We start from the raw sequence: 13,476 nt of genomic DNA on the forward strand, positions 1-13,476 counted from the left end.
CTGCCCCCGTGGCAGCGGGCTTTTTGTCTGAAAAGCTCAAATGTTCCCGTGAAGATTTTCGGTCCTGCGGCAGCCAGCCGGAACTCCGCAGTTTTTGGCGGATCAAGCTTCGGATTCTTGCTCCTCCTGATTGCCGTTGCCGCGACGTCGGCCACGCAAACGGCCGCCATCGCTTTTCTGCCGTCCTTGATCGAGGGCAGCGCGGTGATCCCCGTTGCCGCAACCCACGATTTCCATATAGTGAGCCTTTCGGCTTCCTTTCCTCTTGCCGCTCTCGGCCTTGCGCCCATTTGGGGGTGGTTGGCCGATCGCATGGACTATCGGGTGCTTCTTCGGATCGCGCTTCTGGTCCTCGCGGCAACGACACTGGCGTTCGGCAGTACCGATCTCGCCACCTTATATCTTCTGCGCATCCTGTCTGGCATGGCGTCGGGGGCCATCATTCCTCTCTCGCTCCTTGCTGCGGGCTTCCGGGCCGAGAGCCGGGTGGGTCGGGCCCGTCTCTTCACATGGCTGACCAGCTTTGTCTTTCTTGGTGATCTGGCCGGCCCCCTGCTCACACAATTGTCTTTTCCGCTGCTGCCGTCGGCCCCGCTGTTCCCTCTCGCCCTGGCACTCTTGCTCGCCGGTTGCCTGCTGTCGCCCTCTCAGCTTCCCAAACGGTCTCGTTCGCATGCCATCCCGCGCCGCAGCAACCGCGACAACAACCGGAAGACTGCGACACTCCTCGTCATCACCATTATCGCCGGCGCTGCCCTGGCGGCCCTTCACATCGGTCTGCTGGTGACCGGCCAAGGCCTTTCGCTCGACCGCAAAGCTATCGCCTTCATGCTGAGCCTTTGCGGCGTCGGCATGCTCGCGGCACAAATCGCGCAGGCCCGTTTGGGTTGGCTTGTCCGCCGGCCGGTCGATCTCACGCGTCTTATGCTGCTCGTTCTGGCAATCGGACTGTTGGCTTCGCAAAATCCGCGGTCGATCCTTGGTCTCGCGGGGATCGCTTTCCTTCTCGGCTGGAGCGCGGCCAGCCTTCGCCTCGTGACCAGCTTCTGGATCAGCAACCGCAGCTCCCGGGTTTCGGGTGCTCGGCTCGGGCTCCAGCATGCGGCGGCGAGTATTGGACAGGCGGCGGCGCCGATCGGGCTTGCGCTCGCGGGAGTGGGGCAGCAGTGGGTGATCACGTTCACCCTGGCGGCGGCGGCATTGATCGTCGCTCTCAGCCTGCCTTTGCTGTGGCAAGAGGGGGAACGGACGAGCGATCGGTCCAGTCAGCCATGATCCCTTGCGGAGCAAGCGATCGCCTCGAGCAGTGCGCGCGCGATCAGCGGCTTTGAAATGACATGCTCGAATCCAACGCGCCTCGCTTCGCGTTCCAGCGCGTCGTCATGATAGGCGGAGATCATGATCGCGCAACCGCACCAGCCCTTCGAGCGCAAGCGTCTCAGGAGTGACAGGCCGTCGATGTCCGGCATGCGAAAGTCGACGACAAGGCAATCGGCATGAAGTGATCGCGGGTCGGCCAATAGCGCGCTGCCGCTAGTATAGGCCCGGACCCGAAATCCCTGGGCCCGCAGCATCAATTGCGTCGAACGGCGGACGCCCGGGTCGTCGTCCGAGACCAATATCGTGAAGGGGTGACGGTACGATTGCCCGATGTGCACAGACATGAGTGGCGAGCATCCGAAAATCGATTCTCCGTGAGTGCAGCATTCCAGAACCGCGTATCTCAGTCGCTACGTAATCATCCCAGTTTGGCTTCGCTGCGACCAAGGCCCGCAGCAAATGCAATCCGGAGCGCATCGGAAAGACTGCGGACAGCCAACTTGCTCATCAGGCTTGCCCGGTGGACTTCGATGGTTCGCGAAGAAACGCCTAGATCATAGGCGATGGTCTTGTTGGGATAGCCTCGCGCGAGCCCATCGAGAACCTCCTTCTCGCGGGGCGTCAAGACGCCGATCCGGACCTGCGCTTCGGCTTCTTCCGTCGCTCGGACATCGACCCGGTCGATACGGGCGAATCCGCGGTCGATAGCCTCAAGTAGCGATGCCTTCTCGAAGGGTTTCTCGATAAAATCCACTGCGCCCGCCTTCATCGCCTGCACCGCGAGAGTGACGTCGCCATGACCGGTCAGGACGACGACCGGCATATTGATGCCGCGCTGCGCCATTTCCGACTGGACCTGAAGCCCATCTAACTCAGGCATGCGAACGTCGAGAAGTACGCATCCAGTCTCGGCCGTGCGTGCCAGCTTCAGAAATTCCACGCCGCTCGCATAGGTCCGTACCTCGAACCCCACCGTCCGCAGCATGAATCCGGCTGACTTCCGGATGGCCTCTTCGTCATCGACCAGATGAATGAGGCGCTTATCCTGCATGTTCTTCCTCCAGCTTTGCGTGAACCAAGGTGAATCGGAACACGGCTCCACCGCCTGGACCGTCCTCGACCCAGATCCGTCCGCCATGAGCCTCAACGATCGTCCGACAGATCGACAGGCCGAGCCCCATGCCGTCCGATTTGCTGCTGACAAAAGCCTGGAACAGCCGCGGTATCACGTCCTCCGCAATGCCGGGACCGCTGTCCTCTACCGCAATCTCGATCATCTCGTCGGCCCGCAGCCTTGTGGAAACGCGCAGTTCCCGCACTTCGGAGTCCGCCATCGCTTCAATGGCATTGCGCATGATGTTGACCAGAACCTGCTGGATCTGGACGCGGTCCACGAGCGTAGGTGTCGCGGCCGGGTCGAAGGTGAAAAAGCTGCGGACCCCGCGTTCCCGGGCACCGATAAGCGCCAGCTTGCCTGCCTCGTCGATCAGGCGCGGCAAATCCTCTACGGTCTTTTCCACCTCGCCCCGAGCTACGAAATCCCTGAGGCGGCGAACAATATAGCCTGCCCTGAGGGTCTCATTGGCGGCCTCCGTCAGCGCTTCGTGCAGGATATCCCGCGGTATATCCCCTTCCCCGTCAACAAGATCCCGCGTCGTCTCCAGATAGTTGGCAATAGCAGTCAGCGGCTGGTTAAGCTCATGGGCCAAGGTCGAGGCCATCGTTCCCATCGCGCTCAGCCGCGAGACATGCACAAGCTCGGCCTGCAATTCCTTGAGCCTCAGCTCATCATGTTCCTTTTCCGTCAGGTCCCGAATGAAGCCGGTGAAGATGCGCCCTTCCGGCCCCCCCGCCTCGCCGACCGACAATTCCATTGGAAAAGTCGAACCGTCCCGGCGCTGCCCGACCACGATGCGGCCGATCCCGATGATTCGGCGCTCTCCCGTTTCGAGATAATGGCCGATATATTCGTCATGCCTGATACTGTCCGCCCGCGGCATGAGGCAGGACACATTGCGGCCAAGCAATTCGCTCTCGCCATAACCGAACAATCGCTCGGCCGCAGCGCTGAACGAGGTTATGCGGCCCCGCTCGTCGATGACGATCATGGCATCGGGAACGGTCGCGAGAATCGACTGCAGATGTCGTTCGCGGGCTTCGATCGAGCCGCGCATTGCCGCATCCTCGGTGATGTCGCGCACGATGCTGCCGAAACCGCGAATAACACCCGCTTGATCTTTCAGGGCATTGATCGTCAGCCTGGCGAGATATTCGGTTCCATCACGGCACACGCGCCAAGCCTCACGCTCGAGGGAACCCTGCGCGAGGGCCGCCGCCAGATCGGCTTCAGGCCGGCCGTTCGCCATTTCATCGGGCGGATAGAAAATCTCGTGCGAGCGGCCGCACAGATCGGCGCTCGACCAAAGTCCCTTCCTCTCGGTCTCGCCATTGATCGCGCGGATGGTGCCGGCGGGATCGAGCAAGACGACGACATAGCCGCTGGCCTCGCGAAGCATGAGCTCCGATAGCGCCTCGATTTCGCGGACGTCGTCGCGCCACGCTACCGAATTGTCTTCGGGGATCATGTCATCCCCAGCCGTCCAGGCCGGGCGCGTAGGCGACAGGGCAATGGTTTCATGGCCGTCGGAATCCCCCAATCGGAACGGGCACCAAGTCAAATACGCAGCTCGGCGCGATACCCCTCGAAATTTCTCGCGCGATCCAGCCTGAGCGCTGCACCGGCGCGGGCGTTCCGGTGTAATGCCGCCTTGTCGGGATCGATCATCGTTCGCCGCCGCGCCACTCGAGACCATTGCTTGCGGGCCGCTGCTCCAGGCTGGCGTGACCGATACTCGACGTCGATATGGCCCCGGCTAACCGTCCCGCGAGCACCGATGCTGCGAGTCAGCCAACACACGAGACCGATAGCCATTGCGAGCAAGCGTCGCTGAAGCCGATCCTTGGAGTTCGCATGCCAATGGCGCAGGCCTTACGGATCGATAGCCAGTGCAAGCAGGCCGTGACGCGAGGTCAGTCCAAGATTTCCGATCCGGCACTCAATGGATGAAGATCGCACGTTCAAGCATGCAATTGTCCATCATGCACCGTCGCCTGGGTGGTGATGACCGGCCGCCTGATATGGCCGTCCGGTCGCACCATCGTACCGTTGCGCGTTCGCTACCGTCTCGGGTCCAGGGATCACCACCACAATCTGAGGCCGACGACCACGCGACGCTCGGTTGTCAGTTCGCGGTCCGCGCGCCGGAAGGCGGCGGTGCCATCGAGCGCGCGTTCCCAGACAAAGCCGACATAAGGTGCGAACTTGCGCGACAACTCGTAGCGCAGTCGGCCGCTCAGCTCGACATTGCTGAACCCGCCACCAAGCTCGCGGTCGACCGAGCGCTTGGAATAGAGGTTGGTCTCGACCTGGGAGGTCAAGATCAGCCGATTGGTGAACAGAACCTCGTAGCCGGCCTTGGCGCGCCCCGCGATGCGGCCATCGTCGCCCACATAGGCGGTCAACTGCACGTCGAACCAATAGGGCGCCAATCCCTCGACGCCTGCGGCAAGCCATGTCGTCGCTCCCTTGCCGAGATCCTGGCGAACTCCCAGCACCGTGCCCCAGAACGGACTCTTGCTGTGCCACCAGAGCGCCTCGACGCTGCTTTCAGCATCAAGACGATCGCGCGAGTTTTTCAGGCCCTGGCTGCGCAGCCATAGTTTGTCATTGTCCTGCCCCTTCGTGACGAGCACCGTCCAGCCCACCCCCTGGCCCTCATTGCCGCTGACGAACTCGAGCTCGTCGACGAGGACCTTCGGAATCGAGAGCTTGTCGGCCATCTCATAGCCGGGCAGTGTCGAATTGCGGTAGCCGTCCGAATAGTCATTTGAATCGCGCGCGTCCGGCGGAGCCTTGCCGCCCTGCATGCGGCCCATGTCCATCTTCATACCGGTGCTCGGCACATCCATGCCAGGCATGTCCATTCCCGCATGGTCCTGGGTTTGAGACGCGGGATGGATGTGCTCCTCCGGTGGAGGCACCTGCCCCGCCTGGAAGGCGTCCGGCGCCGTGGAAGATGGCTCTTGCGCCGAGGCGGGTGATGCAATCGCAGTCGAGAAGAGGAGGACAACCAGGAACGGCGCGGGGCGGGTGCGGGCCATGCGGATCATGCGACGACGACCTCCCGGAACATGCCGGCCGCCATATGGTAGAGCAGATGGCAGTGAAACGCCCATCGACCCATAGCATCGGCGGTGACGCGGAAGCTCACCCTCTGGGCAGGCTGGACCACCACCGTATGCTTGCGGACCTGGAAGGCGCCATCGGATCCTTCGACATCGCTCCACATGCCGTGGAGGTGCATCGGATGGGACATCATCGTGTCGTTGACCAAGATGATGCGCAGTCGCTCGTTCGGCTTGAAGTGGAGCGGCCGCGAGTCATTGAGCTTGATTCCGTCGAGCGCCCAGATGAAGCGCTCCATATTGCCGTTGAGGTGGAGCTCGATCTCGCGTTCGGGCTCGCGCGGATCGGGATCGCCATTGGGTGTCCGCAAGTCCGCCAGCGTCAGGACACGCCATGAGCGGTCGCGCAGGCCGGCGCCGGGATCATCGAGATTGGCGCGGGGATAGTCGACGCGCATATCGGTGTTCGCGCCATATTCGGTGCGGGCATGCCGGGCCTTCGGCGGCATCTCCGTCAGGCCGTGCCCGGCGTGCTCGCCGCCGCCCATCGTCATCATCGCCCCCATCATGTCGACGGGATCGAGCCAGGGCCGCGCATCGAGGGCGGGGACCGGTGCCGACATGCCGGGAGCAGGCGCGATCGTGCCGCGGGCAAAGCCGGTCCGATCGATCGCCTGGGCGAAGATCGTGCGTGCATTGCCGTCGGGCATGGTGAACTCGACATCATAGGTTTCCCCCGGGCCGATCCGGAACTCCTCGACCGTCACCGGCACCACCGGCTGCCCGTCGGTAGAAACGATTGTCAGCTCCACACCGGGGATCCGTACGTCGAAGAAGGTCGCCGTTCCCGCGCCCACAAAGCGCAGGCGCACATGCTCGCCGGGCGCGGCGACGGCGGTCCAGTTGCCCGCAGGCGTCGTCCCGTTCATAAGATAAGTGTAGGTCGCTGCGGAAAGGTCGCTATAGTCGGTCGGATTCATCCGCGACCCGTTCCACATCCGCCGCCGTTCGAGGGCTTTGGCGAGGCCCAGCTCGCTCACATCCTCTAGAAAGTCGCCGGCGGTCGGCTGCGCGAAGTTATAATAGCTGCTCAGCTTCTTGAGGTTCGTGAAGATCTGGAGCGGTGGTTCGTCCGACCAGTCGCTCAGCATGATGGTATAGTCGCGGTGGGGAACAGGCCCCGTCGGCACCTTCGGCTCGACGACGATCGCGCCATAGAGCCCGGTCTGCTCGGCGAGCGTGTGGGCGTGATACCAGTAGGTGCCCACTTGGCGCACTTCGAATCGATAGGTGAAGGTCTCGCCCGGGGCGATACCGGCGAAGCTGATGCCGGGCACGCCGTCCATTTCTGCGGGCAGGATGATCCCGTGCCAGTGGATGCTGGACATCTCCTTGAGGCTGTTGCGAACGCGCAGCGTGACGGTGTCGCCCTCGCGCAGGCGCAGGATCGGCGCGGGTACGGCGCCGTTCACTGCCGTCGCGACCCGGCGCTTGCCGGTATAGTTGACCGGGATCTCGGCGATCTCGAGGTCGAATTCGGTCCCGCTCAACTCAGCCGTCGACGCGGAGAGGGATTTCGCCTGCAGTGCCGGGATGAAGCCCGCGACGGCTCCGCCAATCGCCAGCCCCTGAACGAAGCGCCGCCGTGCGATCGGCAAGCTATGAAGGAGGGGCATTGAATGTTTCTTTCGCCAGAAGATGGTCAGGCCAGATCGAGAACGATCCGCCCGTCAATGTCGCCGCGGCGCATACGCGCAAAGACGTCGTTGATGTTCTCCAGCTTTTCGGCGTGCACCGTCGCATGCACCTTGCCTTCGCCGGCGAAGGCCAGTGCTTCGAGAAGGTCGAGCCGGGTGCCGACGATCGAACCGCGAACGGTGATGCCGTTGAGTACGGTGTCGAAGATCGACAGCGGAAAATCGCCCGGTGGAAGGCCGTTGAGCGCGACCGTACCACCGCGCCGGACCATGCCGAGCGCCTGCTGGAAGGCCTTGGGCGAGACCGCGGTGACGAGGACGCCCTGCGCACCGTCGATCGCCTGCTTGATGGCGGCTGACGGATCCTCTTCACGCGCGTTGACTGTGAGCGCCGCGCCGAGACGGGTCGCGAGATCGAGCTTGCGGTCGTCGACGTCGACCGCAGCCACATTGAGACCCATCGCGCGGGCATATTGCACCGCCATGTGGCCGAGCCCGCCGATCCCGGAGACGACCACCCACTCTCCGGGCTTCGCCTCGGTGGCCTTCAGCCCTTTATAGACGGTGACGCCGGCGCAGAGGATCGGCGCAATGTCGAGGAAGTCGACATTGTCGGGAAGATGCCCGACATAATTTGGATCGGCGAGGACATATTCCGCGAAGCTGCCATTCACCGAATAGCCGGTATTCTGCTGGCTCTCGCACAACGTCTCCCAGCCGCCCAGGCAATGCACGCAATGCCCGCAGGCGGAGTAGAGCCAGGGGACGCCGACCCGGTCGCCCTCTTTTACAAGAGTGACGCCCGATCCGACGGCGGCGACATGTCCGACGCCTTCATGCCCGGGAATGAAGGGCGGGTTGGGCTTGACCGGCCAGTCGCCCTCGGCCGCATGCAGGTCGGTGTGGCATACGCCGGCCGCCGCGACCTTTACCAGGATCTGGCCGGGTCCGACCGTCGGGATCGGCGCCTCTTCGATGACCAGCGGCTTGCCGAATTCGCGGACGACCGCCGCCTTCATGGTTTTCGCCATGTCTGCTTCTCCTTCCGGGAGGGATCAGAACAGGCCGAGCGCATGCTCGTCATAGGAGACGAGCAGGTTCTTGGTCTGCTGATAATGGTCGAGCATCATCTTGTGATTTTCGCGTCCGAAACCCGACGCCTTATATCCGCCGAAAGCGGCATGTGCGGGATAGTGATGGTAGCAGTTGGTCCAGACCCGCCCGGCCTCGATCGCGCGGCCGAGCCGGTAGGCCGTGTTGCCGTTGCGGGTCCAGACGCCCGCGCCGAGGCCGTAGGCGGTATCGTTGGCGATCGCGATCGCCTCGTCGACTGTCTTGAATGTGGTCACCGACAGCACCGGCCCGAAGATCTCTTCCTGGAAGATGCGCATCCGATTTTCGCCGAGGAACACGGTGGGCTGCACGAAATAGCCCCGATCGAGTTCGCCGCCGGGGAGCGCCCGCGCGCCGCCGGTCAGGCATTGCGCGCCCTCGGTTTTTCCGATGTCGATATAGCCGAGGATCTTGTGGAGTTGATCTTCGGATGCCTGGGCGCCGATCTGGACCGAAGGGTCGAGCGGATCACCTTGGCGGATCGCTGTGACACGCGCCACGGCGCGCTCGATGAAACGGTCGAAGATCGATTCGTGGATCAACGCGCGCGAGGGACAGGTGCAGACCTCGCCTTTGTTGAACGCGAAGAGCGTGAAGCCCTCCAGCGCCTTGTCGAAGAAGGCGTCCTCCTCGTCGAGCACGTCGGCCATGAAGATGTTGGGCGACTTGCCGCCAAGTTCCATCGTCTGGGGGATGAGATGGTCGGCGGCCGCATGCATGATCTGCTTGCCGGTGACCGTCTCGCCCGTAAAGGAGACCTTGGCGATCCGTGGATTGGCGGCGATCGCCTGGCCAACGGTGCGTCCAGGTCCCGTCACGACGTTGAACACGCCAGGCGGCAGAATATCGGCGGTGAGCTCTGCGAACATCAGCAATGTCAAAGGCGTCTGGGACGCAGGTTTGATCACCGTGCAATTGCCCGCGGCAAGTGCCGGAGCGATTTTCCAGGCTGCCATGAGCAGCGGGAAGTTCCACGGGATGATCTGCCCGACGACGCCAAGCGGCTCGCGGAAATGATAGGCGATCGTGTCGGCATCGATCGTCGAGATCGCGCCCTCTTCCGCCCGGATGCAGCCGGCGAAGTAGCGGAAGTGGTCGATCGCCAGAGGCACGTCTGCGGTACGCGTCTCGCGGATCGGCTTGCCGTTGTCGATCGTCTCGGCGAAGGCCAGCAGCTCCAGATTGTCTTCCAGCCGGTCGGCGATCCGGTTGAGCAACCGCGCACGCTCGGCTGGTGATATCTTGGCCCACTGATCCTTGGCCGCGTGCGCCGCATCGAGCGCGCGCTCGACATCTTCCGGTGTTGACAGCGCGAACTCGGCGATCAGGGCGCCGTTGATCGGGCTCGTATCGGCGAAATATTCTCCCGCAGCGGGGGGACTCCAACGACCACCGATGAAATTGTCATAGCGATGCCGGAAGGACGGCGCGGCATTGATGGTGCTGAAGGCCTGTTCGAACATGATCGCGCTCCATTAGCTGTCTTGAGCTAGATCGCCTCAATGCCGTCCCGACCGTCCCTTCAATATACGTAAGTTACGAATCCACTCTGGAGCGGCCCGGTATTCGCACGGATCATGCGACTGGATCCTCGTCCGAGGTCAGGCCGTTTCATGATCCTGACCGACCAGTCCGGGTCCGGATGCCCGAGATTCTCCGGCGGGTCGCGACCGAGGCAGCCGGTTGGGGAATGGCCCGCCGAGGGTGCGAAGCGGGTCATAAGTTGTCGTTGGGCTCGCTTGTTTCCCTCTCAGCAACCGCCCCTCGACACACCCGAAGATCCGCCCCGCGTTCGTGAGCCTCGCGCATATTCCCGAGAGGGACTTTGGTTTCGCTCATCAAACCGAGCTTGCCCGAGAGATGCTGTTCGGCGTTCCTCGCCCGTATACGCAATGTGCGAAGCGCCGCACGGATCAGATTTTCACCAGGCGCAGTCGCAACGAATTGCCGATCACGCTGACCGAAGAGAGCGCCATCGCGGTGGCGGCGATAATCGGCGACAGCAGCAAGCCGAAAACCGGATAGAGCGCGCCAGCCGCGATCGGAATCCCGGCGACATTATATGCGAAGGCGAAGAAGAGATTCTGGCGAATATTCCGCATCGTGGCATGGCTGAGATGCCGCGCCCGGACGATACCCATCAGGTCGCCATGGAGCAGCGTCACTCCGGCGCTCTCGATCGCGACATCGGTGCCCGATCCCATCGCGATCCCGACATCGGCAGCAGCGAGCGCGGGCGCGTCGTTGACGCCGTCGCCGGCCATTGCGACAATTCTCCCTTCCTCGCGAAGGCGCGTTACCACGGCACTCTTCTGGTCCGGCAGGACGTCGGCCTCGACATCGGCAATATCGAGGCGCCGCGCTATCGCCTGCGCGGTCGTGCGGTTGTCGCCCGTCAGCATGATTACCTTGATGCCGGCCTCCCTGAGCGCCCTGAGCGCTGCCGGAGTTGTCTCCTTTACCGGATCGGCGATGGCGATGACGCCCGCTGCGCGCCCGCCGATTGCCAGGAAAATGGCGGTAGCCCCGTCCCCGCGCAGCCGGTCGGCCGGACCCGCGAGGTCGCCGGGGCCGATATCATATTCGGCCAGGAAACTCGCGTTGCCCGCCTGCACGGTTTGCCCGTCGACCATGCCGACTATGCCCTTGCCAACCGGCTGGTCGACTGCGGTCGGTTCGAGGAGCTTGATCCCGCGCTGCTCGGCGGCCTGGACGATCGCCTGTGCCAGCGGGTGTTCGCTTGTACGTTCAAGGCTTGCCGCAATGCGCAGAATCTCTTCCTCGGCAAAACCCTCCGCAACTTCGATGGCGACGACCGAAGGCTTTCCGGCCGTCAGCGTTCCGGTCTTGTCGACGACCAGAGTGTCGACCTTCTCCATGCGCTCCAGGGCCTCGGCGTTCTTGATCAGCACTCCAGCCTCGGCACCGCGGCCAACGCCGACCATGATCGACATCGGCGTCGCGAGACCGAGCGCGCAGGGGCAGGCGATAATGAGGACCGCGACAGCGGCCACAAGTCCATATCCCATCGATGGCGCCGGGCCGAATAGCGACCAGGCGACGAAGGCAACCAGTGCGACCAGAATGACAGTCGGCACGAACCAGGCCGATACCGCATCGGCGAGCCGCTGAATTGGGGCACGGCTGCGCTGGGCGTCGGCCACCATCTGCACAATACGCGCAAGCATCGTATCGCGGCCGACCTTCTCGCTTCGCATCACAAGTCCGCCGGTCTGATTGATCGTTCCACCGATCAGCGCGGCCCCGATGTCCTTCGTGATGGGCATGGATTCCCCGGTAACCATGGATTCATCGACCGTGCTCCGCCCTTCCATGACGATACCGTCTACCGGGACCTTCTCGCCAGGGCGGACTCGCAGGACGTCGCCTACCACAACCTCGGAAAGGTCTATTTCCTCGTCGCTGCCGTCCGCGGCGACGCGGCGGGCGAGCTTCGGTGAAAGATCGAGAAGCGCCCGGATCGCGCCACTGGTTGTCTCGCGGGCGCGCAGTTCGAGTAGCTGGCCGAGCAGCACCAACACCGTGATTACGGCGGCTGCCTCGAAATAGACCGCCACCGAACCGTCCGCGGCGCGGAAAGCATCTGGAAAGATATCGGGCAAGAGTGCTGCGACCATGCTGTAAAGCCAGGCAACGCCTGTCCCCATTGCGATCAGCGTGAACATGTTGAGGTTACGCGTACGCAGCGACTGCCAGCCGCGCTCGAAGAACGGCCAGCCCGCCCAGAGGACGACGGGCGTCGCAAGCAGCATCTGGACCCAATTACTAGCCTGGCGGGAGATCAGCATATGAAGTCCGGTCATGTGCCCGCCCATCTCGAGGGCAAGGACCGGAAGCGCAAGCACCAGGCCGATCCAGAAGCGTCGGCGCATGTCCCGATATTCTTCGCTCGGGCCGTCGGTGGCTTCGGGAACGATAGGCTCCAATGCCATTCCGCAGATCGGGCAAGCTCCTGGTCCCGGCCGCTGGATCTCGGGATGCATCGGACACGTCCAGATCGCGCCCTTCGGAGGGGGCGGTGCCGAGTTCTCCGCGCCGCCGTGATAGCGAGCCGGGTCCGCTCTGAACTTGCCCAGACATCCCGCACTGCAGAAATAATGATGGACGCCGGCATGCGTGAGCTGGTGAATACTCGTCTCCGGATCGACTGCCATCCCGCAGACGGGATCGGTAACCGCGCCTTCCGCCAAATGGCCATGATGCTGATGATCCATTGTCAGAAGCTCCTGTCAGATTTCCAGCTCAACCGCCTTTCACCAGGCGGCATGATTGCAACTCGCCTTCATTCGGATCGTCATTCTCTGATATACGCAAAAATCACATTCCCCTCAGCCTTGTCGGACTCACTCCTCTTGTGTTGCGCCACCTTAACCGTCACCGGCTTACCGTGGGCGCGGCTTCCTTCTGTTCGCGCATCGATCGCGGCGGCGCTCCGTGCCAAATGATCGCGACGGTCTATGTGGCTCTCGCTCCACTCAGGGAAGGCCGTCGGTTAAATAGGTGTCCGTCGTCAGAACATTCGGCACAACTCGCGGCGTAGATTAGCGGAGTGCGGACCTCGTCAGGGGGTTGATGTTAGGCGGCGAACTTGCGGTGCTGCAAGCGCCGATGTTCGATGGTCTGTCGCTTGATCCTTTCGCGCAGTTTGATGATTGCCGGAGCCCTGCCGAAGTAGGCGTCGGCAGGCGTCACGTTGGCCAGGCTCTCGTGGTATCGCTGGTGATTGTAGTGCTCGACGAAGGTCTCGATGTGGGCTTCGAGGTCGCCGGGCAGGAAGTAGTTTTCCAGCAAGATGCGGTTTTTCAGGGTCTGGTGCCAGCGCTCGATCTTGCCCTGGGTTTGGGGATGACACGGGGCGCCGCGGACATGGCTCATCTTCCGGGCCTCGATGTATTCCGCCAGCTCACCCGCGATGTAGCTGGGGCCATTATCGCTGAGTATCCGGGGTTTGTGCAGCACCGTGGCGCTGTCGCAACCAGAAGCCGCCAGGGCGAGGTCCAGCGTGTCGGTGACGTCCTCGGCTCGCATGTTGGTGCACAGCTTCCAGGCGATGATGTAGCGTGAGAAGTCGTCGAGCACGGTCGACAGATACATCCAGCCCCACCCGATGATCTTGAAGTAGGTGAAGTCGGTCTGCCAC

10 protein-coding genes are annotated in these 13,476 nt (G+C 62.9%); 1 reads left to right on the forward strand and 9 read right to left on the reverse strand.

The annotated features are described in order from the left end of the window. On the forward strand, positions 1 to 1,275 hold a 1,275-nt coding region (locus HUW43_RS00965; protein ID WP_223181171.1), incomplete at its 5' end, for an MFS transporter. Here the strand turns inward: HUW43_RS00965 and HUW43_RS00970 are convergent. The 9 genes from HUW43_RS00970 to HUW43_RS01010 all read right to left on the reverse strand — a co-directional run. Beyond that, positions 1,266 to 1,664, reverse strand: coding sequence for a response regulator transcription factor (locus tag HUW43_RS00970; RefSeq protein WP_058456021.1), 399 nt, complete (start codon positions 1,662 to 1,664; stop codon positions 1,266 to 1,268). The genes HUW43_RS00965 and HUW43_RS00970 overlap by 10 nt on opposite strands. A 74-nt stretch (positions 1,665 to 1,738) precedes the next feature. Further along, the gene (locus HUW43_RS00975) at positions 1,739 to 2,371 is read right to left on the reverse strand and encodes a response regulator transcription factor (RefSeq protein WP_058456022.1); all 633 of its coding nucleotides are present in this window, start codon (positions 2,369 to 2,371) and stop codon (positions 1,739 to 1,741) included. Next, on the reverse strand, positions 2,361 to 3,905 hold the full coding sequence (locus tag HUW43_RS00980) for a PAS domain S-box protein (RefSeq protein WP_011542731.1): 1,545 nt from the start codon (positions 3,903 to 3,905) through the stop codon (positions 2,361 to 2,363). Before HUW43_RS00980 ends, HUW43_RS00975 begins: the two co-directional genes overlap by 11 nt. A gap of 613 nt (positions 3,906 to 4,518) precedes the next feature. Beyond that, positions 4,519 to 5,304 (reverse strand): copper resistance protein B, encoded by a 786-nt coding sequence (locus HUW43_RS00985; protein ID WP_058456023.1) that lies wholly within the window; start codon positions 5,302 to 5,304, stop codon positions 4,519 to 4,521. Between the two features lie 182 nt (positions 5,305 to 5,486). Continuing rightward, positions 5,487 to 7,181: a copper resistance system multicopper oxidase gene (locus HUW43_RS00990; protein WP_058456024.1), complete on the reverse strand. Its 1,695-nt coding sequence runs from the start codon at positions 7,179 to 7,181 to the stop codon at positions 5,487 to 5,489. 26 nt (positions 7,182 to 7,207) lie between these two features. Then, complete coding sequence (adhP, locus tag HUW43_RS00995; RefSeq protein WP_058456025.1) at positions 7,208 to 8,233, reverse strand: alcohol dehydrogenase AdhP; 1,026 nt, start codon at positions 8,231 to 8,233, stop codon at positions 7,208 to 7,210. 24 nt (positions 8,234 to 8,257) lie between these two features. After that, positions 8,258 to 9,778 (reverse strand): aldehyde dehydrogenase family protein, encoded by a 1,521-nt coding sequence (locus HUW43_RS01000; protein ID WP_058456026.1) that lies wholly within the window; start codon positions 9,776 to 9,778, stop codon positions 8,258 to 8,260. 450 nt (positions 9,779 to 10,228) lie between these two features. Further along, positions 10,229 to 12,550, reverse strand: a complete 2,322-nt coding sequence (locus HUW43_RS01005) for a heavy metal translocating P-type ATPase (RefSeq protein ID WP_041383328.1) — start codon at positions 12,548 to 12,550, stop codon at positions 10,229 to 10,231. A 361-nt stretch (positions 12,551 to 12,911) separates the two neighbouring features. Further along, a partial coding sequence (locus HUW43_RS01010; RefSeq protein ID WP_188235723.1) for a DDE-type integrase/transposase/recombinase occupies positions 12,912 to 13,476 on the reverse strand: 565 nt, incomplete at its 5' end.

Origin of the sequence: Sphingopyxis sp. LK2115, from assembly GCF_014595975.1 — a bacterium.
Lineage (GTDB): Bacteria > Pseudomonadota > Alphaproteobacteria > Sphingomonadales > Sphingomonadaceae > Sphingopyxis.

Coding starts and splice junctions, on each gene's coding strand:
- HUW43_RS00970 (WP_058456021.1), bottom strand. CDS start 1,664: ATGTCTGTGCACATCGGGCAATCGTACCGTCACCCCTTCACGATATTG.
- HUW43_RS00975 (WP_058456022.1), bottom strand. CDS start 2,371: ATGCAGGATAAGCGCCTCATTCATCTGGTCGATGACGAAGAGGCCATC.
- HUW43_RS00980 (WP_011542731.1), bottom strand. CDS start 3,905: ATGATCCCCGAAGACAATTCGGTAGCGTGGCGCGACGACGTCCGCGAA.
- HUW43_RS00985 (WP_058456023.1), bottom strand. CDS start 5,304: ATGGACATGCCTGGCATGGATGTGCCGAGCACCGGTATGAAGATGGAC.
- HUW43_RS00990 (WP_058456024.1), bottom strand. CDS start 7,181: ATGCCCCTCCTTCATAGCTTGCCGATCGCACGGCGGCGCTTCGTTCAG.
- adhP (WP_058456025.1), bottom strand. CDS start 8,233: ATGGCGAAAACCATGAAGGCGGCGGTCGTCCGCGAATTCGGCAAGCCG.
- HUW43_RS01000 (WP_058456026.1), bottom strand. CDS start 9,778: ATGTTCGAACAGGCCTTCAGCACCATCAATGCCGCGCCGTCCTTCCGG.
- HUW43_RS01005 (WP_041383328.1), bottom strand. CDS start 12,550: ATGGATCATCAGCATCATGGCCATTTGGCGGAAGGCGCGGTTACCGAT.